This window comes from Frigoribacterium sp. Leaf164 (genome assembly GCF_001423665.1).
GTDB lineage: Bacteria > Actinomycetota > Actinomycetes > Actinomycetales > Microbacteriaceae > Frigoribacterium > Frigoribacterium endophyticum.
Window position 1 is genome coordinate 566,714 of sequence record NZ_LMOX01000003.1, and the last position, 20,849, is coordinate 587,562.

General features: G+C 76.3%; 17 protein-coding genes. 6 read left to right on the plus strand and 11 right to left on the minus strand.

From position 1 onward, the window contains the following. From ASF82_RS10645 to ASF82_RS10655, 3 genes are all read right to left on the minus strand, one after another. A partial coding sequence (locus ASF82_RS10645; RefSeq protein WP_235491265.1) for a MurR/RpiR family transcriptional regulator occupies window positions 1-924 on the minus strand: 924 nt, incomplete at its 3' end. Further along, window positions 921-2,183: an allantoate amidohydrolase gene (locus ASF82_RS10650; protein WP_056056858.1), complete on the minus strand. Its 1,263-nt coding sequence runs from the start codon at window positions 2,181-2,183 to the stop codon at window positions 921-923. The genes ASF82_RS10650 and ASF82_RS10645, both read right to left, overlap by 4 nt. After that, window positions 2,180-3,469, minus strand: coding sequence for an alanine--glyoxylate aminotransferase family protein (locus tag ASF82_RS10655; protein ID WP_082514565.1), 1,290 nt, complete (start codon window positions 3,467-3,469; stop codon window positions 2,180-2,182). The genes ASF82_RS10650 and ASF82_RS10655 overlap by 4 nt, the downstream gene beginning before the upstream one ends. 77 nt (window positions 3,470-3,546) lie before the next feature. Here ASF82_RS10655 and ASF82_RS10660 point away from each other — a divergent pair, with 77 nt between their 5' ends. Next, window positions 3,547-4,233 (plus strand): NTP transferase domain-containing protein, encoded by a 687-nt coding sequence (locus ASF82_RS10660; protein ID WP_200931998.1) that lies wholly within the window; start codon window positions 3,547-3,549, stop codon window positions 4,231-4,233. Window positions 4,234-4,356: 123 nt separating this feature from the next. Here the strand turns inward: ASF82_RS10660 and ASF82_RS10665 are convergent, their stop codons facing one another. Beyond that, window positions 4,357-6,024 (minus strand): AtzH-like domain-containing protein, encoded by a 1,668-nt coding sequence (locus ASF82_RS10665; protein WP_235491266.1) that lies wholly within the window; start codon window positions 6,022-6,024, stop codon window positions 4,357-4,359. Next, entirely contained in the window at window positions 6,017-7,153 is a 1,137-nt protein-coding gene (locus ASF82_RS10670; protein ID WP_056058978.1) for an acetamidase/formamidase family protein, read from the minus strand. The genes ASF82_RS10665 and ASF82_RS10670 overlap by 8 nt, the downstream gene beginning before the upstream one ends. Window positions 7,154-7,415: 262 nt before the next feature. On the opposite strand from ASF82_RS10670, the gene pucL reads away from it, so the two are divergent. Together pucL and ASF82_RS10680 are read left to right on the plus strand one after the other, a co-directional pair. Next, window positions 7,416-8,324, plus strand: a complete 909-nt coding sequence (gene pucL, locus ASF82_RS10675) for a factor-independent urate hydroxylase (protein WP_082514567.1) — start codon at window positions 7,416-7,418, stop codon at window positions 8,322-8,324. Between the two features lie 71 nt (window positions 8,325-8,395). Next, entirely contained in the window at window positions 8,396-8,911 is a 516-nt protein-coding gene (locus ASF82_RS10680) for a nucleoside deaminase (RefSeq protein WP_056056859.1), read from the plus strand. Between the two features lie 77 nt (window positions 8,912-8,988). On the opposite strand, the gene uraH is transcribed toward ASF82_RS10680, so the two are convergent. Together uraH and uraD are read right to left on the minus strand one after the other, a co-directional pair. Then, window positions 8,989-9,315 carry a hydroxyisourate hydrolase gene (gene uraH, locus ASF82_RS10685; protein ID WP_056056861.1) on the minus strand — a complete coding sequence of 109 codons (327 nt, stop codon included), beginning with the start codon at window positions 9,313-9,315 and terminating at the stop codon, window positions 8,989-8,991. Continuing rightward, window positions 9,312-9,854: a 2-oxo-4-hydroxy-4-carboxy-5-ureidoimidazoline decarboxylase gene (gene uraD, locus ASF82_RS10690; protein WP_156370080.1), complete on the minus strand. Its 543-nt coding sequence runs from the start codon at window positions 9,852-9,854 to the stop codon at window positions 9,312-9,314. The genes uraH and uraD overlap by 4 nt, the downstream gene beginning before the upstream one ends. Window positions 9,855-9,896: 42 nt before the next feature. Here uraD and ASF82_RS10695 point away from each other — a divergent pair, with 42 nt between their 5' ends. The 3 genes from ASF82_RS10695 to ASF82_RS10705 all read left to right on the plus strand — a co-directional run bounded on the left by ASF82_RS10695 (window position 9,897) and on the right by ASF82_RS10705 (window position 14,558). Beyond that, window positions 9,897-10,787 (plus strand): FAD binding domain-containing protein, encoded by an 891-nt coding sequence (locus tag ASF82_RS10695; protein WP_082514568.1) that lies wholly within the window; start codon window positions 9,897-9,899, stop codon window positions 10,785-10,787. Window positions 10,788-10,849: 62 nt separating this feature from the next. Then, the gene (locus tag ASF82_RS10700) at window positions 10,850-13,654 is read left to right on the plus strand and encodes a molybdopterin-dependent oxidoreductase (protein ID WP_056058984.1); all 2,805 of its coding nucleotides are present in this window, start codon (window positions 10,850-10,852) and stop codon (window positions 13,652-13,654) included. Between the two features lie 79 nt (window positions 13,655-13,733). Further along, window positions 13,734-14,558 carry a carbon-nitrogen hydrolase family protein gene (locus ASF82_RS10705; protein ID WP_056056864.1) on the plus strand — a complete coding sequence of 275 codons (825 nt, stop codon included), beginning with the start codon at window positions 13,734-13,736 and terminating at the stop codon, window positions 14,556-14,558. Window positions 14,559-14,756: 198 nt separating this feature from the next. On the opposite strand, the gene ASF82_RS10710 is transcribed toward ASF82_RS10705, so the two are convergent. The 4 genes from ASF82_RS10710 to ASF82_RS10725 form a co-directional block, all read right to left on the minus strand. Then, window positions 14,757-15,779 (minus strand): BMP family protein, encoded by a 1,023-nt coding sequence (locus tag ASF82_RS10710; RefSeq protein ID WP_056058987.1) that lies wholly within the window; start codon window positions 15,777-15,779, stop codon window positions 14,757-14,759. A 232-nt stretch (window positions 15,780-16,011) separates the two neighbouring features. Beyond that, window positions 16,012-16,758 (minus strand): response regulator transcription factor, encoded by a 747-nt coding sequence (locus ASF82_RS10715; protein WP_056056865.1) that lies wholly within the window; start codon window positions 16,756-16,758, stop codon window positions 16,012-16,014. Beyond that, window positions 16,746-18,098 (minus strand): sensor histidine kinase, encoded by a 1,353-nt coding sequence (locus ASF82_RS10720; protein WP_082514569.1) that lies wholly within the window; start codon window positions 18,096-18,098, stop codon window positions 16,746-16,748. Before ASF82_RS10720 ends, ASF82_RS10715 begins: the two co-directional genes overlap by 13 nt. Window positions 18,099-18,183: 85 nt before the next feature. Continuing rightward, the gene (locus tag ASF82_RS10725) at window positions 18,184-20,835 is read right to left on the minus strand and encodes a phosphoenolpyruvate carboxylase (RefSeq protein WP_056056867.1); all 2,652 of its coding nucleotides are present in this window, start codon (window positions 20,833-20,835) and stop codon (window positions 18,184-18,186) included. Window positions 20,836-20,849: the final 14 nt, after the last annotated feature.

Consider the following 20,849-nt stretch of genomic DNA (forward strand, 5'->3'; position numbering starts at 1 on the left):
CTCCGTACCGGGCCGCTGCTCCAGCTCGGCCAGGTCGGCGTAGAGCCCGGTGACGTCGCCGACGCGGGTGCGGCCGGTGCGCGGGTGCTCGGCCAGCACGGCCGCCGCGAAGAGCGCCACGAGGCTCATCGCCGCGGCGTAGCTGTCGAAGGGCGAGGGGCTGTCGACCGGGCACTCGAGGCGCACGGCGACCTCCGCCGCGCGGGCCGACGCGTCGCCGACGAGCACGACGGGCACCCCGCGCTCGGCCAGCGAGCGGACGACGCCCGAGAAGCCGGCCGGCCGTCGCCGGAACCCGACGAGCACGACGACGTCGCGCGGGCTCAGCCCCACGAGCTCCTCCCCGACCGACTGGCCCGGCTGCGGGGCGAGGCGCACGTCGTCGCGCACCTGCACGAGCTGCTGTCGCAGGTGCATCGCGACGGGGTAGCTGTTGCGGAACCCGACGACCACGACGCGCTGGGCGTCGGCCACCAGGCGGGCGGCGTCGGCGAGGCGACCGTCGGCGAGGCCGTCGAGCATCCGCTGCAGGTTGCGCTGCTCGGAGGCCGCGTGGGGGGCGAGGTCGCCGCAGGCGGTGGTCGGCCCGACGGGGACGCCCCGGCCGCGCGCGGCGCGGGCCTGCTCGCGCACCTCCTGGGCGTCGGTGAATCCGAGGCGGCGGAACAGCCGCGACACCGTCGCCTTCGACACCCCGCTCTGCTCGGCGATCTCGGTCGCCGTGACGACCGCGAGGTCGTCGAGGTGGTCGAGGATGAAGTCGGCGGCCCGCTGCTCCTGCGGGCTGAGGGCGCCGTAGCCGGAGTCGATCCGGTCGCGGATGCCGCCCTCGGGCGGGGCGGCCGGAGCGTCGGAGGCGCCGACCGGAGCGTCGGTCGGCACGGGACCCGCCGGCTCGGCGACCGCGTCCGCGCTCGCGCTCACGCCGCCTCCGCCGTCCGGGCCGCCAGGGCGCGCACCGCGGCCTCGAACGCGTCGAGCGCGACCGCCACGTCGGCGAGGCCGACGATCTCGTCGGGGTGGTGGCTGATGCCGCCGGCCCCGCAGCGGACGAAGAGCATCGCCCAGTCGGTGAGCTCGGCGACGGCCATCGCGTCGTGGCCGGCCTTCGAGAACAGCGTCATCGGGTCGGCGTCGCCCGTCGCCGCGATGCCCTCGCGCACGACGTCGCGGAGGGCGGGCGAGGCGACCACGGCGGGGGCGCTGTGCGTCTCGCGCGCCTCGACGGTGAGGCCGCGGCGCTCGGCGACCTCCGCGGCCTCGGCGAGCACCGCCTCCCACACGGCGTCCCGCTCGGCGTCGTGCTCGCCCCGCAGGTCGACGCTGGCCTCGACCAGGCCGGGGATGACGTTGACCCCGCCCGGGAACGCCTGCAGCCGGCCCACCGTCGCCACGCAGCCCGCGTCGCGGGCGAGGCGCTCGACCGCGAGCACGATCTCGCTGGCGCCGGCGAGCGCGTCGTGCCGGCGATGGAAGGGGACTCCCCCGGCGTGCCCGGCGACGCCCGTGACGGTGAGCTCGAAGCGTCGTGCCCCGGCGATCGACGAGACGACGGCGAGGGCCCGGTCGGCCTCCTCGAGGTAGGGGCCCTGCTCGATGTGCGCCTCGAGGTAGCCGACGAGCGACCCCCGGGGAGGCGCGGCGTCGGCCACGGCCGCGGGGTCGAGCCCGAAGGCGGTGAACGCGTCGCGCAGCGTGGTGCCCTGGTCGTCGACGAGCTGCCACCACGCGTCGTCCCAGGTGCCGGCCAGCGCCCGGGAGCCGAGCAGGGCCGTGCCGAAGCGCGTGCCCTCCTCGTCGCCGAACGCCGCGACCTCGACCGCGACCGGCAGGCGGGTGCCGGCACGGTGCAGGCGCTCGACGACGGCGATCGCGAGCAGCACGCCGAGGACGCCGTCGTAGCGCCCGGCGTCGGGCACCGTGTCGAGGTGCGAGCCGAGCAGCACCGCGGGGGCGCCCGGCGTCTCGGCCTCGTACCGGCCGCGCTGGTTGCCCGCGGCGTCCTGCCAGGTCGTCATGCCCGCGGCCTGCATCCACCCGGCCGCGATCGCGTTGACCCGGGCGTGCTCGGGGCTGAGGTACACGCGCGTGATGCCGTGGGCGGCGCTGCTCTCCCGGGCGAGCTCGTCGCACCGGTCGAGGACGACCTGGGCGTCGGAGCGGGGCGTTCCTGCGGGGCTCACGCCGCGCCTCCCGCCTGCTCCGCGCCTCCGGCCGTCGCCGCGGCCAGGGCCGCGGCCCGGTCGGCGTCGGCGTACACGTCGTAGGCGGCGTCGACCCCGCCGCCCGACGCGACCCGGGCGCCCGCCCGGCGCAGCACCGACTCGAGCGCCGAGAGCGTCGTCAGCACGGTGTCGCGGCGGGCGTTGTAGCCCATCGTGCCGATGCGCCAGACCTTGCCGTGCAGCGGCCCGAAGCTCGTGCCGATCTCGAGGCCGAAGTCGGCGAGCAGCTGCCCGCGCACCGCGTCGCCGTCGACCCCGTCGGGGATCTCGACGGCGACGACGTTGTTCATCTTGTGCTCGACGTCGCCGAAGACGCCGAGGCCGAGCCCCTGCACCCCGGCGAGCATCGCCGCGCCGTGCAGGCGGTGCCGCTCGACGGCGGCGTCGAGCCCCTCGTCGACGACGAGCCGGGCGCACTCGCGGGCGCCGTAGAGCATCGTCGTGGCCTCGGTGTGGTGGTTGAGCCGCTGCGGGCCCCAGTAGTCGAAGATCATCGCGAGGTCGAAGTAGTTCGACGCGATGCGCCGCTCGCTGGTCGGGTCGCCCGCGCTGCGGATGCCGGCCTCGACGGAGGCGCGGGCCCGGATGCGCTCGACGGCCCGGTCGGAGAAGGTGGCCGGGGCCGAGCCGGAGGGCCCGCCGAGGCACTTCTGCAGCCCGGCGGTGACGGCGTCGAGCCCGAGCGCGTCGGCGTCGACGGCGTTGCCCGCGATCGAGGCCGTGACGTCGGTGTAGAAGAGGACGCCGTGGCGGGCGCAGACCTCGCCGAGCCCCTCGAGCGGCTGGGCGACGGTCGTCGAGGTGTCGCCGTGCACCACCGCGAGCAGCACCGGGCGCGTCTCGACGATCGCGCGCTCGATCGCCTCGGCCGTGAAGACCTGGCCCCAGGGCACCTCGATCGTGTGCACCTCGGCGCCGCACCGCCCGGCGATCTCGACGAGCAGGTGGCCGAAGCGGCCGAAGACGGGCACGAGCACGCGGTCGCCCGGCTCGATCAGCGAGACGAGGGCCGCCTCGATGCCGGCCCGGGAGGTGCCGTCGACGAGCACGGTCTGCTCGTTGTCGGTCTGGAAGACCTGCCGGTAGAGGGCCTGGGTCTCGTCCATGGTCGCGGTCATCCACGGGTCGTACTGGCCGACCAGCTGCGCCGACATCGCCCGCAGCACGCGCGGGTCGGCGGTGATCGGGCCGGGGCCCATCAGCAGGCGAGCGGGCGGGTCGATCGGCTGGAAGGCTCGTTTCATGCCGCCATCGTACGCAACCCGTGTTTCAGGGGTGTTGCCGTCCGGCGGGGTGGCGGCGAGGCTGCGAGGATCGGGGCGTGACCGAGCCGACCCGTGCCCCCTCGTCGCCCTCCGGCGTACCGGCGGGCAGCGCCCCCGGCGGCCGGGTCGTCGGCGTGCTCCTGGCCGCCGGGGCCGGGGCGCGCGCGGGGCGGCCGAAGGCGCTCGTCCGCGACCCCGACGGCACGCCCTGGCTCGAGCGGGGGTGCGCGGCGCTGCTCGACGGGGGCTGCGACGTGGTGGTCGTGGTGCTCGGCGCGCGGGCAGGCGAGGCGCGCGGTCTCGTGCCGGCCGACCCGCGCCTCCTCGTGGTCGTGGCCGGCGACTGGGCCGAGGGGCTCGCCGCGTCGCTCCGCGCGGGGTTGGCGGCCGCGGCGGGGCCGGAGGTCGCCCGGGCGCTGGCCGACGCGGCGGACGGTGCCGGAGGAGGAGCCGAGGAGGCGCGGTGCGCGCTGGTCTCGCTGGTCGACCTCCCGGGGCTGCCGCCGGCCGCGGTCGCGCGGCTGCTCGACGGCGAGGGCGGACGCTCGGCGAGCGCCCTGCGGCAGGCGGAGTTCGGAGGCCGCCCGGGGCACCCCGTGGTGATCGGTCGCGACCACTGGGCCCCGCTGGCGGCCACGCTGCACGGCGACTCCGGCGCCCGGAGCTGGCTGCACGCGCACGGCGCCGAGCGCGTCGACGCCTCCGACCTGTGGGACGGCGCCGACGTCGACCGCCCCGCCTGACGGCGAGCGCGACGCCGTCGCGCCCCGAGGCGACTCGAACGGGGCCCTCCGTGGCACTGCGGGCCCCGGACGAGTCACCTCGATCGCCCCGACGGCGCCGCCGTCGCCGCCGTCGCCGCCGCCTCAGCCGACGAGCGACGCCGCCAGGTCGACGAGCGCGAGGTCCGAGCCGCGCGGCCCCACCAGGCAGAGCCCCACCGGCCCGCCGGAGACGCGCAGCAGCGGGGCCGAGACGGCGGGGCGCCCGGTGACGCCCGCGAGGCAGGTGAGGCGGAGCGTCGCCCCGCGCACGCGGTCGACCTCCTCCGGCGAGGCGTCGAGCCGGGGCGCCGACGACGAGGCCGATGGCAGCAGGAGCACGGCGTCGCCGAGCACCGCGTCGAGGGCGCGACGGGCCTCCGCCAGGCCGAGCCGCGCCTCCTGCTCCTGCTCGGCGTCGACACCCGCCCCGACGGCGAACCGCGCCGCGACGTCCGCGGAGAGGACGCCGGGGTGCGCCTCGATCCACCGCCCGTGGCTGCGCCAGGCCTCGGCGGCCTGCACGACCCGGAACAGCTCGAACAGCGCATCGAGGTCGCCGACCGCGACGGCCGCGAGGCCGGGCAGCCGCCCGTCGTCGACGAGCGCGTCGACGACCTCGGTGAAGGCCGCGGCGACGTCGGGCTCGACCGCGGCGAGCACCCGGGGATCGACGACGACCGACGGCCCCGTAGCCCCCGAGGGACCCGACCGCGCGCGCCCCGCCGACCCGCCGGGCGCCGCCCCCAGCGACGCCTCCGCCGCCGCCCGCAGCGTCGCCGGGTCGCGCGTCAGCCAGCCCACCGTGTCGAAGCTCGGCGCCAGCGGCAGCAGGCCCTCCCGCGGCACGGCGCCGTGCGACGTCCGCAGCCCCCAGAGCCCCTGGTACGAGGCGGGGACCCGCACCGAGCCTCCCGTGTCCGTGCCGAGCCCGACGTCCGCCTGCCCCAGCGCGACCGCGGAGGCGGGGCCGCTCGACGAGCCGCCCGGCAGCGCACCCGGCACGGCCCCGTTGGGCGGGGTGCCCCACGACCCGTTGCGGCCGGCGACGCTGTACGCGAACTCGTCGGTCTGCGCCAGGCCGGCGACGCTCGCCCCGGCGGCGAGCAGCAGCTCGACGGCCGGGGCCGACGCCGTCTCGACCGGCTGCTCGGCGAGCCAGGCGGGCACGCCCGCGCCGACCGCGTGCCCCGCCACGGCGAAGAGGTCCTTGACGGCGACGGTCCGCCCCGCCAGCGGCCCCGAGGAGGCGCGGGCCGGCACCAGGGGCCCGCTCACCACCCGCCACACCCGCGTGTCGACCGCGGGGCGCGGGGCCTGCACGTGCGCGGTCGCGATCCGCCACGGCTGCCCGGCCCCGCGCCTCCACAGCTGGGTGACGACGCCGCGGCCGCCGCCGGCCGGCGCGTTGACGGTGACCACGACGGCCGAGCCGGGGTCGAGCACGCGCACGTGGCACTCCTCGACGCGACGGGCCGGCGCACCGCCCCGCCGGGCCCGGAACGCCGTGATCGCGTCGTGCCCGACGAGCACGCCCTGCGCGTCGACGCGCACGCTGCCCGGGCCGGGCTCGAACGCGTCGGCCAGGGCCGCGGCGTCGTCGCGGCGCAGGGCGTCCTCGTAGGCGACGACGGCGTCGAGCAGGCCCTCGGGCAGCTCGCCGCCCTCTAGCGTGGTGATCGACAGCGGGGCGACCGGCTGCGGGGTGACCGGCTGCGGGGTGACCGGCTGCGGGGTGACCGGCTGCGGGCCGGGGGCGGTCTCGTCAGGCACGGGCCGCCTCCTCGCGGTCGAGCCGGGTCACGGCGCGGTCGCCGCCCACCAGCGGCACGCCGGCGAAGTCCGCCTTGCGCACCCGGGCGTGCACGCCCTTCACGAGGTCGACCACCTGTGAGATGTCGAAGTCGGTCGCGGCCGAGAGGTAGGCGTACGCCAGCGACTCGTCCATGCCCCAGCGTGCCCGGAGCAGGGCGATCGCCGCACGGACGCAGGCGCGCACCGCCTCGTCGAGGTCGGCGTCGAGCCCCGTCGGCACGAGGTCGTCCACGGTCTCGCCGAGCGGCCCGGCGAGCTCGCCGAACATCGCGAGCGCGTCGTCGCGCCGCACGAGGTCGAGCTGCACGGTCACGCGCAGCGACGCCTCCATCGCGGTCAGCGCGACCTCGCCGTCGCCCTGGGCGAAGTGGGGGTCGCCGACGTAGACGAGCGCGTCGGGCACCTGGACGGGCAGGTGCAGCGTCGTGCCGGCCGTGAGGAGCGCGATGTCGACGTTGCCGCCGAAGGCCCCGGGCGGCACCGAGTGGGGGCGCTCGGCGCCCGCGGCGGCGACGCCCATGATGCCGAGGAAGGGCCGCAGCGGGAAGCGCACGACGTGCTCGCCCCCGGGCACCACCGGCAGCGTGCCGACGAGCGAGCCGTCGGGCTCGACGTCCACCGCCGCGAAGACGCTGACCGGGCCCTCCTGCAGCGGGTACTCGCCGGCGAGGGCCCCGCGCCCGTGCCGGTTCGAGACGACGCCGTACGGCACGCGCGGCAGGGCCTCGACGAGCGTCACGCTGAGCACGTCGCCCGGCTGCGCCCCGCGCACCGCGACCGGGCCGGTGACGAGGTGCGGCCCGTCGACGAGCGGGTCGCGGCCGTGGGCGTCGGAGGCGGCGATCGCGACCGCGTCGCGCAGCACGTCGTCGGCGGCGACGCCGTGGGCGGCGAAGAAGCGCACCGGGTCGCGGCCCTGGTCGTCGAGCACGCCCTCGTGGCTGACCGTGTCGATCGTGACGCGCGTGCCCGGCTCGACCGTCAGCACCGCCGTGTCGGCGGCGCAGGGCAGGCGGCCCCAGAGCGTCGTCTCGGGCGTCGCGGGGAGGTAGTGGCCGGCGGCGACGGGGCCCTCCCCCGGCTGCAGGGGCCAGGCCGGGCGGGGCGGGGCGGCGGACGCGGCAGGTGAGACGGGCGCCGCGGCGGACGGGGCGGCGGGCGGAGGAACGGGGGCGGGGGCGGGGTGCACGGCGACGGCCTCTCTGGTCGCGCGGGGCCCGTGGCGGCCCCGGGTGACTCCCGACCCTAGGCGACGAGCCGTCCCTCCCGAGGGCCGTCCTGAAACAATCCGTTCACAAACGGCCCATCGTGAAACACGGCGTTCACACGAGCGTGTGAGGATCACGGCCATGGCGATCATCCTCGGCGACAACCAGTACGGCAAGGCGGAGTCCCGCCTGGTGCGCATCGTGCGCGACTCCCCCCGGCACGAGATCCGCGACCTCAACGTGACGACCGCGCTCCGCGGCCCGTTCGAGGCCGCCCACCTCGCCGGCGACCAGTCGGCTGTGCTGCCCACAGACACGCAGAAGAACACCGCCTTCGCGTTCGCCAAGTCCCACGGCGTGCAGTCGGTGGAGGGCTTCGGCCTCGACCTGGCGCGCCACTTCGTCGCCGACGTGGGCCCCGTCGTCGGCGCGCGCGTCGAGATCGAGGAGTTCGCGTGGGCCCGGGCCGTCGTCGACGGCGTCGAGCACGACCACACCTGGCTGCGCACGGGGCAGGAGGTCCGCACGGCCGCCGTCACGGTCGACGCCGACGACGAGCACGTCGTGGCCGGCCTGAAGGAGCTCGTGCTGCTGAAGTCGACCGGGTCGGAGTTCGCCGGGTTCCTCACCGACGAGTTCACCACCCTGCCCGAGACCCACGACCGCGTGATGGCGACGGCGCTCGACGCGAAGTGGCGGCTCTCCGGCGCGGCGGCGGCCGACCCCGACCGCGACTGGGACGCCCTGTACGCCTCGGTCAAGACGCTGATGGTGCGCGAGTTCGCCACCCTCCAGTCGCTGGCGCTCCAGCAGACGCTCTGGCACATGGGCAAGGCGGTGCTCGAGGCCCACCCCGAGATCGCCGAGATCCGCCTCAAGGCCCCCAACAAGCACCACTTCGCCTACGACCTCGACCGCTTCGGCCTGTCGAACGACAACGAGGTGTTCTGGGCCGCCGATCGGCCCTACGGTCTGATCGAGGCCACCCTCACGCGCGACGACGCCGCCCCCGCGGGCGACGCCTGGCGGGCGTCGGCCGGGCTCGCCTGAGCCCCGTCGCCGTGGCCACCCGACCCGCACCGCCCGCCGCCCCCGCGGCACCCGACCGAGCAGGAGGCGCCGTGAGCGCAGAGAGCACCACACCCGTCACCCGAGCGACCGCCACCGAGGCCGACGACGCCCGCTGGCTCGCCCGCACCATCGAGCTCGCGGTCGAGAACGTCGCCGCCGGCGGGGGGCCGTTCGGCGCGCTGATCGTGCGCGACGGCGAGCTGGTGGCCGAGGGCCAGAACCGCGTCACGGCGAACCTCGACCCGACCGCGCACGCCGAGGTCACGGCGATCCGCGCGGCGTGCCAGGTCGTCGGCGACTTCTCGCTCGCCGGCGCGACGCTCTACACGTCGTGCGAGCCGTGCCCGCTCTGCCTCTCGGCGTCGCTCTGGGCACGGGTCGACCGCGTGGTCTACGCCGCCGACCGCCACGACGCGGCCCGGGGCGGCTTCGACGACCTCGAGTTCTACGAGCTGTTCCGCCGCGACCGCTCCACCTGGGATCTCCCGGTCGTCGCCGCGCGCCCCGACGACGCCTCGGCGCCGTTCGAGGCCTGGCTCGCCCACGACCACCGCACCGACTACTGAGCGCCGTGCGAGGGCCCGTCACGGCCGGGGGCGCCCGGCCCCCGGTCGCCCGGCCCGCGGTCGCCCAGGCCGGCGGGTCAGCTGCCGCGGTACGTCGTGAAGGCGAACGGGCTGAGCAGCAGCGGCACGTGGTGGTGGGCCGACGCGTCGGCGAGCTGGAACTCCAGCACGACGCGCGGCCAGAAGGAGTCGCGGCCCGCGGCCTCGAAGTACGCTGCGGTGTGGAACGTGAGCCGGTAGACCCCCGCGACCAGCGCCTCCGGCCCGAGGTCCGCGACGCGACCGTCGGCGTCGGTGACGCCCTGGCCGAGCAGCGTGCCCGCCTCGTCGGAGAGGTCGACGGCGACGCCGGCGGCCGGGCGGCCGAGCGCCGCGTCGAGCACGTGCGTCGTGACGTGGCTCACGCGGCGGGCTCCCGCGGCGACGCGGTCTCGCTGGTGCGGCCGGTCTCGGCCGTCGCGGCGGCGAACATCTGGCGCAGCCGCAGCGCGGCGATCTCGACCAGCTGCTCGCCCACGACCTGCTTCTCGGTCTCGTCGTCGAGCTTCAGCCGACGCTCGAGCTCGTCGACGATCTCGGCGCGGCTGCGCCCCGCGGCGCGGATGAGGAAGACGCGGCCGAAGCGCTCCTCGTACGTGGCGTTGCCCTCGGCGAGCGCCTTGGCGAGCTGCGGGTCGTCGGTCTGCGCCGACGCCTCCTGCTCGCGCCGGCTGAACTCCTGCGCGGCACCCTCGCCCGTCGGCGCCTCGCCGATGCGCGGGTGGTGCGCCATGGCCTCGTCGACCTCGGCCTCGCTGAGCGGGCTGCCCGCGGCCGTGGCGGCCCCGACCAGGGCGTCGACGTCGTCGAACGGCGCGGACGCGGCCACCTCGTCGACCCAGCGCTGCACGGACAATGCGGTGGCCAGCCGCTCGCGCAGCTCGCTCTCGGGGAGGTCGATCATGGTCGCCACTGTACTGACCGCGACCGGGGGGCGGGTGCCGTCGTGGACCTGATCACCGTGCGCGAGGTGCGCACCCCGACGACGCGGGGCGAGCTCCGCTTCGGCCCCGGCGAGCTGCCCCTCGGCGGCGGCACCTGGCTGTACTCCGAGCCGCAGCCGGGGCTGACCGGCCTCGTCGACCTGACCACCCTGGGCTGGGCCCCGCTCCAGGTCGTCGGCGACGTGCTGAGCATCGCGGCCACGTGCACGCTGGCCGAGCTGACGCGGCTGCCGGCGGAGCCCGGCTGGGCGGCGCACCCGCTCGTGCGCCAGTGCGCCGAGAGCCTGCTCGCCTCGTTCAAGATCTGGAACACGGCGACGGTCGGCGGCAACGTCGCGACGAGCCTGCCCGCCGGCGCGATGACGTCGCTGCTCAGCACCCTCGACGCCGTGGCCGTCGTCTGGACCCCCGACGGCGGCGAGCGCCGCGAGCCCGTGGTCGAGCTCGTCACGGGCGTGCGCGAGAACACCCTGCGCCACGGCGAGGTGCTGCGGTCGCTCGAGGTGCCCCTCGGGTCGCTGCGCTCGCGCACCGGGTTCCGCCGCGTCTCCCTGAGCCCCCTGGGCCGCTCGGGAACGCTCGTCACGAGCCGCACGGCGCCCGACGGCGAGTGGGTGCTCACCGTCACGGCGGGCACGACGCGCCCCGAGCAGCTGCGCTTCGACGAGGTGCCCGGCGAACGGGCCCTCGCCGACGCGCTCGCCCGCGTCGACACCTGGTACGACGACCCGCACGGCGCCCCCGACTGGCGACGGCACGTCAGCGCCCTCTTCGCGCACGAGCTGCGGGCCGAGGCGCTGTCGCCCGCCCCGACGCCGCCCGCGCGGCCCTTCGTCCACCGCCCGGGCCCGGCCCGGTCGGCCGGCACCCCGACCCGAGGAGGCACGGCGTGAGCACCCCAGGAGCAGCCAGCGGCGGCGGCGTGACCGGCCCGGCGACCGCCAGCGAGGCGGCCGTGCCGAGCCGCGCCTCCGGCAGGACCGTCTCGTTCGAGGTCGACGGGCGACAGCTCGACGCGCCGGTGGCGCCCGGCCAGGTGCTGCGCACGGTGCTCCGCGAGGCCGGCGTGCACTCGGTGAAGAAGGGCTGCGACGCGGGCGACTGCGGAGCCTGCTCGGTGCTCGTCGACGGCGAGCCCGTGCACTCGTGCATCTGGCCGGCGCACCGCCTCGACGGCCGCGCCGTCACCACGGCCGCCGGCCTCGGCACGGTCGAGCACCCGCACCCCGTGCAGCAGGCCTTCGTCGACGCCGCGGGCTTCCAGTGCGGCTTCTGCACCGCGGGCATGGTCGTGACCGCGTCGACCCTCACCGAGGCCGACCACGACGACCTGCCCCGGCTGCTCAAGGGCAACCTCTGCCGCTGCACCGGCTACCGGGCGATCGGCGACGCGATCTGCGGCGTCGCCAACACGACGACGCCGGCCGCGGGCACGGCCGTCGGCCAGTCGACCACGGCCCCGGCCGCCCTCCGGGTCGTGACCGGCGGCGAGGAGTACACCCTCGACTTCCGCTCGCCGACGAAGCTGCTGCACCTCGCCGTGCTCGGCAGTCCCCACCCGCACGCGCGCGTCGTGTCGATCGACGTCTCGGCCGCCGAGGCCATGCCGGGCGTGCACGCCGTCCTCACGCACCACGACTCCCCCGCGACGCTGTTCTCGACCGGCCGCCACGAAGACCGGGAGGACGACCCCGACGACTCGCTCGTGATCGACCCCGTGCTGCGGTTCCGCGGCCAGCGCGTCGCGGCCGTCGTCGCCGAGTCGGTGCGCGAGGCGCGCCTCGCCCTCGACGCCGTCGTCGTCGAGTACGAGCTGCTGCCCGCCGTCTTCGACCCCGAGCAGGCCCGGCGCCCCGGAGCCCCGCTGCTGCACGGCGAGAAGACGAGCGAGGTCTCGCGCATCGCCTTCCCCGAGCGCAACACCGTGGCCGCGATGCACGGCGAGACGGGCGACGTCGAGGCCGCGCTCGCCGCCGCCGACGTCACCGTCGAGGGCACGTGGCGCACCCAGCGGGTCAGCCACGCGGCGCTCGAGACGCACGCCACGCGGGGCTGGCTCGACGACGACGGGCGCCTCGTGCTCCGCACCTCGAGCCAGGTGCCCTTCCTCGTCCGTGACGAGGTGGCGCACGTCTTCGGCCTGCCGCAGGAGTCCGTCCGGGTCTTCACCAAGCGGGTCGGCGGCGGGTTCGGCGGCAAGCAGGAGCTCTTGACCGAGGACCTCGTGACGCTCGCCGTGCTGCGCACCGGCCGGGCCGTGCAGTACGAGATGAGCCGCGACGACGAGTTCACGGTCGTGCCGACCCGGCACCCGATGCGCGTGCGCGTGCGGCTCGGGGCCACCCGCGACGGCCTGCTCACGGCGATGCACGTCGACCAGCTGATGGACACGGGCGCCTACGGCAACCACGGCATCGGGGTCATGTACCACTCGGTGCACGAGTCGACCTCCGTGTACCGCTGCGAGAACAAGCGGGTCGACGCCGAGAGCGTCTACACGAACAACCTGCCGTCGGGGGCGTTCCGCGGCTACGGCCTCGGCCAGGTCGTCTTCGGCGTCGAGTCGGCGATGGACGAGCTGGCCCGCGAGCTCGGCCTCGACCCGTTCGAGCTGCGCCGCCGCAACGTCGTCGTGCCGGGCGACCCGATGGTCGTCACCGACCCCGACGAGGAGACGGACCTGCTCTACGGCAGCTACGGCCTCGACCAGTGCCTCGACCTCGTCGAGCGGGCCCTGGCGACCCCGAGCGACGACCCCGCGGTGGCCGCCGCCGACGTCGTGCCCGAGGGCCCGAGCTGGAGCGTCGGCACCGGCATGGCCCTCGCGATGATCGCGACCATGCCGCCCCGCGGCCACTTCGCCGACACGTCGGTCGCGCTGCGGTCCGACGGCGGGTACGACGTGGCCGTCGGCACGGCCGAGTTCGGCAACGGCACGACCACGGTGCACGGCCAGCTGGTCGCGACCGTGCTCGGCACCACGCCCGACCGCGTGACGATCCGGCAGAGCGACACCGACGTGGCGCGGTACGACACCGGCGCCTTCGGGTCGGCCGGGGTCGTCGTGGCCGGCAAGGCGCTGCTCGCCGCGGCGCAGAAGCTGCGGGCCGCGATGGTGGAGCGGGCGCTCGACCTCACCGGAGGCGCGGCGTCGGTCGTCGACGGAGGCCCGCTGCCCGAGGTGGTGACCGGGGGCGTCGTCGTGACCCGCGCCTCCCGCACCCCCGGGGGCGACCCCGAGCACGTCGTCGTCGACGCCGGGCAGCTGCTCGCCGCCGGTCCGCTCTCGGCCGACGGCAGCCACGACGGCACGCCGCGCTCGGTCGCGTTCAACGTGCACGCGTTCCGCGTCGCCGTCGACCGGTCGACCGGAGAGGTGCGCATGCTGCGCTCGATCCAGGCGGCCGATGCCGGCACCGTGCTGAACCCCGAACAGCTGCGCGGGCAGGTCGAGGGCGGCACCGCGCAGGCGATCGGCACGGCGCTCTACGAGGAGGTCCTGCTCGACGAGGAGGGGCGGGTCACCACGACCGCGCTCCGCAACTACCGCGTGCCCAAGTTCTCGGACGTGCCGCGCACCGAGGTGCTCTTCGCGGCGACCCACGACGACCTCGGGCCTCTCGGCGCGAAGTCGATGAGCGAGGCGCCGTACAACCCGGTCGCCCCGGCGCTCGCGAACGCGATCCGGGACGCCCTGGGCATGCGGCCGCACGAGCTGCCCATGTCGCGCGACCGGCTCTGGCGGCTCGCGCGGGGGTGAGCGGGGCTGACCGGCCGGGCGTGGCCGGGCGCGGCCGGGGGTGAGCGCGCGCGGCCGCTGGCCTACAGTACGGAGCACCATGCGCATCGCCCTCGCCCAGATCATCAGCACCGCCGACCCGGCCGCGAACCTCCGGGAGGTGGAGCGCGTCGCCGAGCTCGCCGCGGCCGACGGCGCCGAGCTCGTCGTCTTCCCCGAGGCGACGCTCTGCGCCTTCGGCGGCGCCGACCTCGGCACGGTCGCCGAGCCGCTGGACGGCCCTTGGGCGTCGTCGGTGCGGGGCCTCGCCGCCCGGCTCGGCACGACGATCGTGGTCGGCACGTTCACGCCCGGCGACGACGGCCGGGTGCGCAACACCCTGCTGGTGGCGGGGCCCACGCCCGGCGACGGGGCCCACTACGACAAGGTGCACGTCTTCGACGCCTTCGGCTACGCCGAGTCGGAGTCGGTGCAGCCGGGCGACCGGGCCGTCACCGTGCAGGTGGCGGGCGAGACCGTCGGGCTGGCCACCTGCTACGACGTGCGCTTCCCCGCGCTGTTCCTCGCGACGGCCGCGGCGGGCGCGCGCGTCAGCCTCGTCTGCGCATCGTGGGGCGCGGGCCCCGGCAAGGTCGAGCAGTGGCGGCTGCTCGCCCGGGCCCGGGCCGTCGACACGACCACCGTCGTCGTGGCCGTGGGCCAGGGCGACCCCGCGACGCAGGGGGTCGAGCCCTCGGGCGGCGCGCCCACCGGGGTGGGGCACAGCGTCGTCGTGTCGCCGCTCGGCGAGGTGCTCGTCGAGCTCGGCGCGGCGCCCGAGCTCCGCGTCGTCGACGTCGACCTCGCCCAGGTCGACGCCGCCCGCGGGTCGCTGCCCGTGCTGGCGAACCAGCGCTTCACGGTCGCGAGCGGGCCGCAGGGCTGACCCGCGCCTCCCGACCGGCCTGTCGCTCGGCGGTTCGAGAGCGCCCTCGGGGCCTCGAGGAGGGTCCGCCGTCACCGCTGATCCACTCCAGAGTGGATCAGCGGTAGGCGTGGGTGCTTCCCGGGCGACGGGACCCGCAGGTCGGCCGCGGCAGCGCCAGCTCTGGCCGTACTGGCCGCGCTCCGGCGCCCTCGCCCCCTACGGCGCGCTGGGCGACTCGACGACGAGCTCGCCGCTGACGATGCTCGCTCGCACCGCGTCGAGCTCGGCCTGCAGCTCGGCGGGGACCGACGAGGCGAGGTCGTGGAACGGCGCGATGTCGACGCCGCCGTTGTCGAGCGTGCCGACGTAGGGCTCCGCCGTGAACGAGTCGTCGGTCGACGAGACGGCGATCTGCTGCACGGCCTGCTCCGTGTCCTTGATCACCGAGGTGAGCATGATCGGCCGGTACTCCTCGGGGAGCGTGTCGTAGCCGTCGTTGTCGACCCAGATCACCGAGACGCCGCCCGCGTCGAGGGCCGCGGAGGCGGCGCCCTCGCCGACCTGCCCAGCCACCGGCATGATCACGTCGGCGCCCTGGTCGATCAGCGCCTGCGCCAGCTGCTTGCCCTTGTTGACGTCCTCGAAGTCGCCGGTGAACGAGCCGTCCTGCGCCTCCTTCGACCAGCCGAGCAGCTCGACCGCGGTGCCGTGCGCGGCGTTGTAGGCGTCGACGCCGTCCGAGAAGCCGTCCATGAACAGCGTCACGGGCGGCTGGTTGCCACCGCCGAAGGTCGCCACCGCGCCGGTCTTGCTGACCCCGGCCGCGAGGTAGCCGGCGAGGTACGAGGCCTGCGCCGTGTCGAAGAGGATGGGCTTGACGTTCTCGCCCTCGACGCTCTCGTCGACGATCGCGAAGTCGATGTCGGGGTTCGCGGCGGCCTGCTCCTGCGTCGCCGCGGCGAGCTCGTAGCCGACCGTCAGCACGAAGCCGCAGCCCGAGCCCACGGCCTGCTCGACGTTGGGGGCCAGGTCGGTCTCGCTCGTCGACACGAGCACCTTCGCGTCGATGCCGTCCTCGGCCTGGGCCGCCTGGAGGCCCGCCCAGCTCGACTGGTTGAACGACCGGTCGTCGAGGCCGCCCGAGTTCGTGACCATGCGGGCGCAGTGCGTGCTGTCGGTCGCGGCGACGTCGTCGCTCGGCGCGGTCGCGCAGGCGCTGAGCAGCACGAGGGCCGACAGGCCGACGACGCCCCCGAGGAGGCGCGAGGGGCGACGAGCGGACGACGCGCGGGCCGGGGCGGCGAGGCGGACGACGGCGGCGGGGCTGCCGGTGCGGGCGGGGCGGACTGACACGACGGGGAGACCTCCGGGCTGGGGGATGCTGCAGGGGTGAGCAGCATCATGGCACCGATCGGCCGCCGTGCCGCCTCCGTGACGCCGACGCGCGCGCCCGCGAGGGCGGGGCGTGACGTCAGCGCGCCCCGCCGACCCGGTGCACCAGCATCGCCAGGTCGACCCGCCCCTCCACCTCGAGCTTCTCGTAGACGTGGCCGACGTGCGTCTTCACCGTCGCGAGCGTGATGAAGAGGTCGGCCGCGACCTGCGCGTTCGTGAGGCCGCGCGCCACCGCCCGGGCGACCTCCGCCTCCCGCTCGGTCAACCGCTCGAAGCGCTCGACCTCGCCGACCACCACGGCGGCGTCCACGCCGGTGCCGGCGACCGGGCCCACGCCCTGCCCCGCTCCTGGCCCCGCTCCCCCGCCGCGCCCGGCCGCCACCTCGATCACCCGGTCGAGCACCGACGGCGAGAGCGTCGACCGCCCCTCGGCGGCCGCGTGCACGGCGGCGACCAGCTCGGCCGGCGGCGTGTCCTTGAGCACGAAGCCGCGGGCACCGCTCCGCAGCGCCCCGAGCACCATCTCGTCGGCGTCGAAGGTCGTCAGCACGAGCACCGCGAGGTCGGGCCGTCGCCGCAGCTCGCGGGCGGTGGCGTCGAGGCCGTTGCAGCGCGGCATGCGGATGTCCATCAGCACGACGTCGGGCCGGGTGCGGGCGATGACGGCCTCGGCGGCCAGGCCGTCCTCCGCCTGGCCCACCACCTCGATGCCCGGGTCGCCGCCGAGGAGCAGCAGCAGGCCCTCGCGCACCAGGCGCTCGTCGTCGACCACGACGACGCGCACGGGGGCCGGCCCCGGGGAGTCGCGGGTCACCTCGTCCACGGCAGCCGCGCCTCCACCGTGAACCGGCCGTCGGCGTGCTCGACGGTCAGCGAGCCGCCCGCCAGCCGGGCCCGCTCCTCCAGGCCCGTCAGGCCGTGGCCCCGTCCGGGCACGCGGAGGCCGTCGCCGCCGAGGCCGTCGCTGCCGAGGCCGTCGGCGCCCCCCGCCGTGCTCGTGGTCGGGTTCTCGACCCGCACCCGCAGCTCGCGCCCCGGGCGCCCCGAGAGGCCGACCGTCACCGGCTGCCCCGGTGCGTGACGGCGCGCGTTCGTGAGGCACTCCTGCACGACGCGGAAGGCGTGCCGCGAGGTCGACGTCGGCAGCGCCTCCAGCCCCCGGCGCGTGTCGTCGTCGACCCGCAGCGTCACCGCGGCGCCGGCCGTGCGGGCCTCGTCGAGCAGGCCGTCGAGGCCCGCCAGCGTCGGCTGCGGCGGCACGGCCGCGGCGCTGGCGGCGGCGGCGACGTCGAAGTCGGCGTCGGGGTCGGCGTCGGGCCCGTCGCCCCCGCGCGCCCCGTCGCGCAGCACGCCGAGCACCTCGCGCAGCTCGGTGAGCGCCGCCCGGGCGTTGTCGCGGATGACCCCGGCCGTCGCCCGGGTCTCGGCCTCGCCGAGCCCCTCGCGGTACTCGAGCGCCCCGGCGTGCAGCGCCACGAGCGAGAGCCGGTGGGCGAGCACGTCGTGCATCTCACGGGCGATCCGCGTGCGCTCGTGGTCGCGGGCCTGGGCGAGGCGCAGCGACTGCTCCTCCTCGGCGAGGCGGGCCCGCTCGCGGAGCGAGCGCAGCAGCTCGCGGCGGCCCCCGACGTAGAGGCCCACGGCGACGAGGAGGGCGACGACGAGCGCCGAGACCGCGACCAGCTGCCAGAGGGGCGTCGCCGCGGAGGCCTGCGTGACGATGCGGTCGCCGAGCACCGACGCCCCGACGAAGACGACCGACACGAGGCCGATCTCGACCGGGCGACGACGGGTCGCCAGCGAGACGGTGGCGAGCACCGCGGCGCCGATGCCGAGCGCGGAGGCCCCGCAGAGCGCCACGGCGACGAGGGCCACCACCAGGGGCGCGTGCCGCCGGAAGGGCACGAGCACGAGGGCTGCCGACCCGAGCACGAGGTCGAGCAGCACCAGCAGCGTGAAGCGGGGCTCGCCGAGGCCCTCGGACACCGCGGGGTCCGAGAACCAGACGACCACGAAGAGCAGGAGGCCCACGACCGCGGCGACGACCCAGCGCCAGGTCTCCGACCAGAGGCGCGCCGCGGCGCCCGGGCGGTCGTCGTCGACCGGACGGCCGACGTCCGCGGGGCTCGGGGGCGGGCTCGCGGGGCGTGCTGTCGCGGTCATGCGGCGAGCCTACGGAGCGGCCCGCGGGGCCCGGATCGACCGAAGGTCGGAGATGCGGGCCCCGCGCCCGTGCCGGTGCCCGGGGTCATCCGGTGTTCTGCAGGCCCGCGGCGATCCCGTTGACGGTGAGCAGGAGGAGGCGGTGGTCGGCGTCGGCCGGGTCCTTCTCGACCGCGCGGCGGATGCCCCGGAGCGCCCGCAGCTGCAGCAGCGACAGCGCGTCGACGTACGGGCTGCGGAGGCGCACCGAGCGCTTCAGCACCGGTCGGCCCTCGAGCACCTCGGCGTGGCCGCTGACGCGGAGCACCCACTCACGGGTCAGCGCCATCTCGGCGAGCACCCGGTCGGCGAGGTCGGTGCGCTCGGCCAGGCCGAGGTACTCGCGGGCGATGTGGTCGTCGGTCTTGGCGAACGACAGCTCGACGTTCTTGATCATCGTCGTGAAGAGCGGCCACGACGCGTACGCCTCGCGCAGCAGCTCGACGTCGCCCACCGCGGCGAGGGCGGAGCCGAGGCCGTACCAGCCCGCGAGGTTGATGCGCGCCTGGGTCCAGGCGAACACCCACGGGATCGCCCGCAGGTCCTCCAGCGACTCGACCGAGAGGCCGCGCCGCGCGGGGCGGGAGCCGAGCGCGAGCAGGCCCACCTCCTCCATCGGGGTGACCGTGGCGAACCACTGGGCGAAGCCGTCCGCCTTGACGAGGCCGAAGAAGGCGTCCTTCGAGGCGGCGTCCATCGCGCTCGCGAGCGGGGCGAAGCGCTCCGCCGCGGCGGCGTTGCGCGCGGCCGTGGCGGGGCTCGACGCCTGCAGGGTCGCAGCGGCCATCTGCTCGATGTGCCGCGCGGCGATGGTCTTGTTGCCGTAGTGCGCCAGGATCACCTCGCCCTGCTCCGTGATCTTGAACCGCCCCTCCACCGATCCGGGCGGCTGGGCGCGGACGGCCTCGTGGGCCGGCCCGCCGCCGCGGCCCATCGAGCCGCCGCGCCCGTGGAAGAGCGTCAGCACGATCCCGTTGCGCTCGGCCCACTCGGCGATGCGCGCCTGGGCGTCGTAGAGCGCGAAGCTGGCGCTGACCGGCCCGACGTCCTTCGACGAGTCGGAGTAGCCGAGCATGACCTCGAGCCGGCGGCCGTTCGCGGCGAGGCGCCGCTGCACGGGCTCGGTCTGCAGGGCCTCCTCGAGGATGCGCGTCGACGCCTCGAGGTCGGCGAACGTCTCGAAGAGCGGGATGACGTCGAGCACGGGCGCCGCCTCGGCCGAGCCGAGCGCGAGCTCGGCCAGCTCGACGACGTTCGCGAGGTCGGCCGACGACTGCGTGAACGAGACGATGTAGCGGGAGGCGGCCTGGCGCCCGAAGCGCTGCTGCAGCTCGGCGACCACGCGGAACACCTCCAGCACCTCGACGGTGGTGGGGCTGAGCTCGCCGCCGGCCCGCGCCTCCTCGAGGGCGTTCCGGTGCACCTGCGAGTGCTGGCGCACCTCGAGCTCGGCGAGGTGGAACCCGAAGGTCTCGACCTGCCACACGAGGTTCTGCAGCTCGCCGTTCGCGGCACGGTCGGCCCCCGCGGCCCGCAGCGAGCGCTGCACGGTGCGGAGGTCGTCGAGCAGCTCGTCGGGGCGGCCGTAGGCGAGGGGCTCCTGGCCGAGGCGGGTCGCCTCGAGGCGGGCCGCGACGAAGAGCAGCACGCGGCGGTGGCTCTCGTTCGGCGAGCGGATGCCGATGCGCGAGGCGACGTCGGGCTCGAGCTGCCGCTGCTGCTCGGCGAGCGCCACGAGGCCCTCGTCGCCGGGGGTGTCGGCCTCGTCGAGGGTGAGGGTGCTGCCGATGCGCGTGGTCGCGCGCTGCAGGCCGATCAGCACGTGCTCGGAGGCGATCTCGGCCGCGGCCCGCGTGACCTCGGCGGTGACGTGCGGGTTGCCGTCGCGGTCGCCGCCGATCCAGCTGCTGAGGCGCATGAAGGCGGGGGCGCGCACCGGCTCGCGACCGGCGCCGTCGCCCTGGAGGCGGTCGTCGAGCAGGCGGTAGACCGTCGGCACGACCTCGAAGAGCGTCTGGTCGAAGACGTTCATCGCGGTGCGGACCTCGTCGAGCGGGGTCGGACGCGTCGTGCGGAGCGGCGAGGTGCGCCACAGCGTGTCGATCTCCTCCAGGAGGCGGCGCTGCGTCTCGGCGCCGGTCACCTCGTTGGCGGAGATGTCGCGCTCGGCGAGCAGGTCGCTGATGCGGCGGATGGTCGATGCGACGGCGCGGCGGCGGGCCTCCGTCGGGTGCGCCGTGAAGACGGGCTGGAAGCGCAGCTCGGCGAGGCGCCGCGACGCCTCGTCGGCGCCGAGCTCGTCGACCAGCCGCTCGACGGCGGCCGGCAGGGAGTCGGGGCCCGAGCCGCGGCGCGTCAGCACGCGCACGCGGTGGTGCTCCTCCGCGAGGTTGCTGAGGTGGAAGTAGCAGGTGAAGGCCCGGGCGACCTGCTCGGCGCGCTCGTGGTCGAGCGACTCGACGAGGTCGCGGGCGCGGGCCCTGGCCACCTCGTCGGTGTCGCCCTCGTAGGCGCCGATCACGGCGGCGCGCAGGGCCTCGACGTCGGCGAGCAGCTCGGGGCCGCCCGCCTCGGTGAGCACGCGCCCGAGGAGGCTGCCGAGGAAGCTCACGTCGGCGCGGAGGGCCGCGTCGACCTCGCCCCGGACGTCGTCGCGGGAGGTGCCGTCAGGGCGTCGGGGGGTCTCGGTGTCCGTCACGCGACCATTCTGTG

Bases quoted from the DNA above. Each gene is read 5' to 3' on its own strand.
- ASF82_RS10720 (WP_082514569.1), bottom strand. From the start codon at position 18,098: ATGACCGCGACAGCACGCCCCGCGAGCCCGCCCCCGAGCCCCGCGGAC.
- uraD (WP_156370080.1), bottom strand. From the start codon at position 9,854: ATGATCGACCTCCCCGAGAGCGAGCTGCGCGAGCGGCTGGCCACCGCA.
- ASF82_RS10655 (WP_082514565.1), bottom strand. From the start codon at position 3,469: ATGAAACGAGCCTTCCAGCCGATCGACCCGCCCGCTCGCCTGCTGATG.
- pucL (WP_082514567.1), top strand. From the start codon at position 7,416: ATGGCGATCATCCTCGGCGACAACCAGTACGGCAAGGCGGAGTCCCGC.
- ASF82_RS10705 (WP_056056864.1), top strand. From the start codon at position 13,734: ATGCGCATCGCCCTCGCCCAGATCATCAGCACCGCCGACCCGGCCGCG.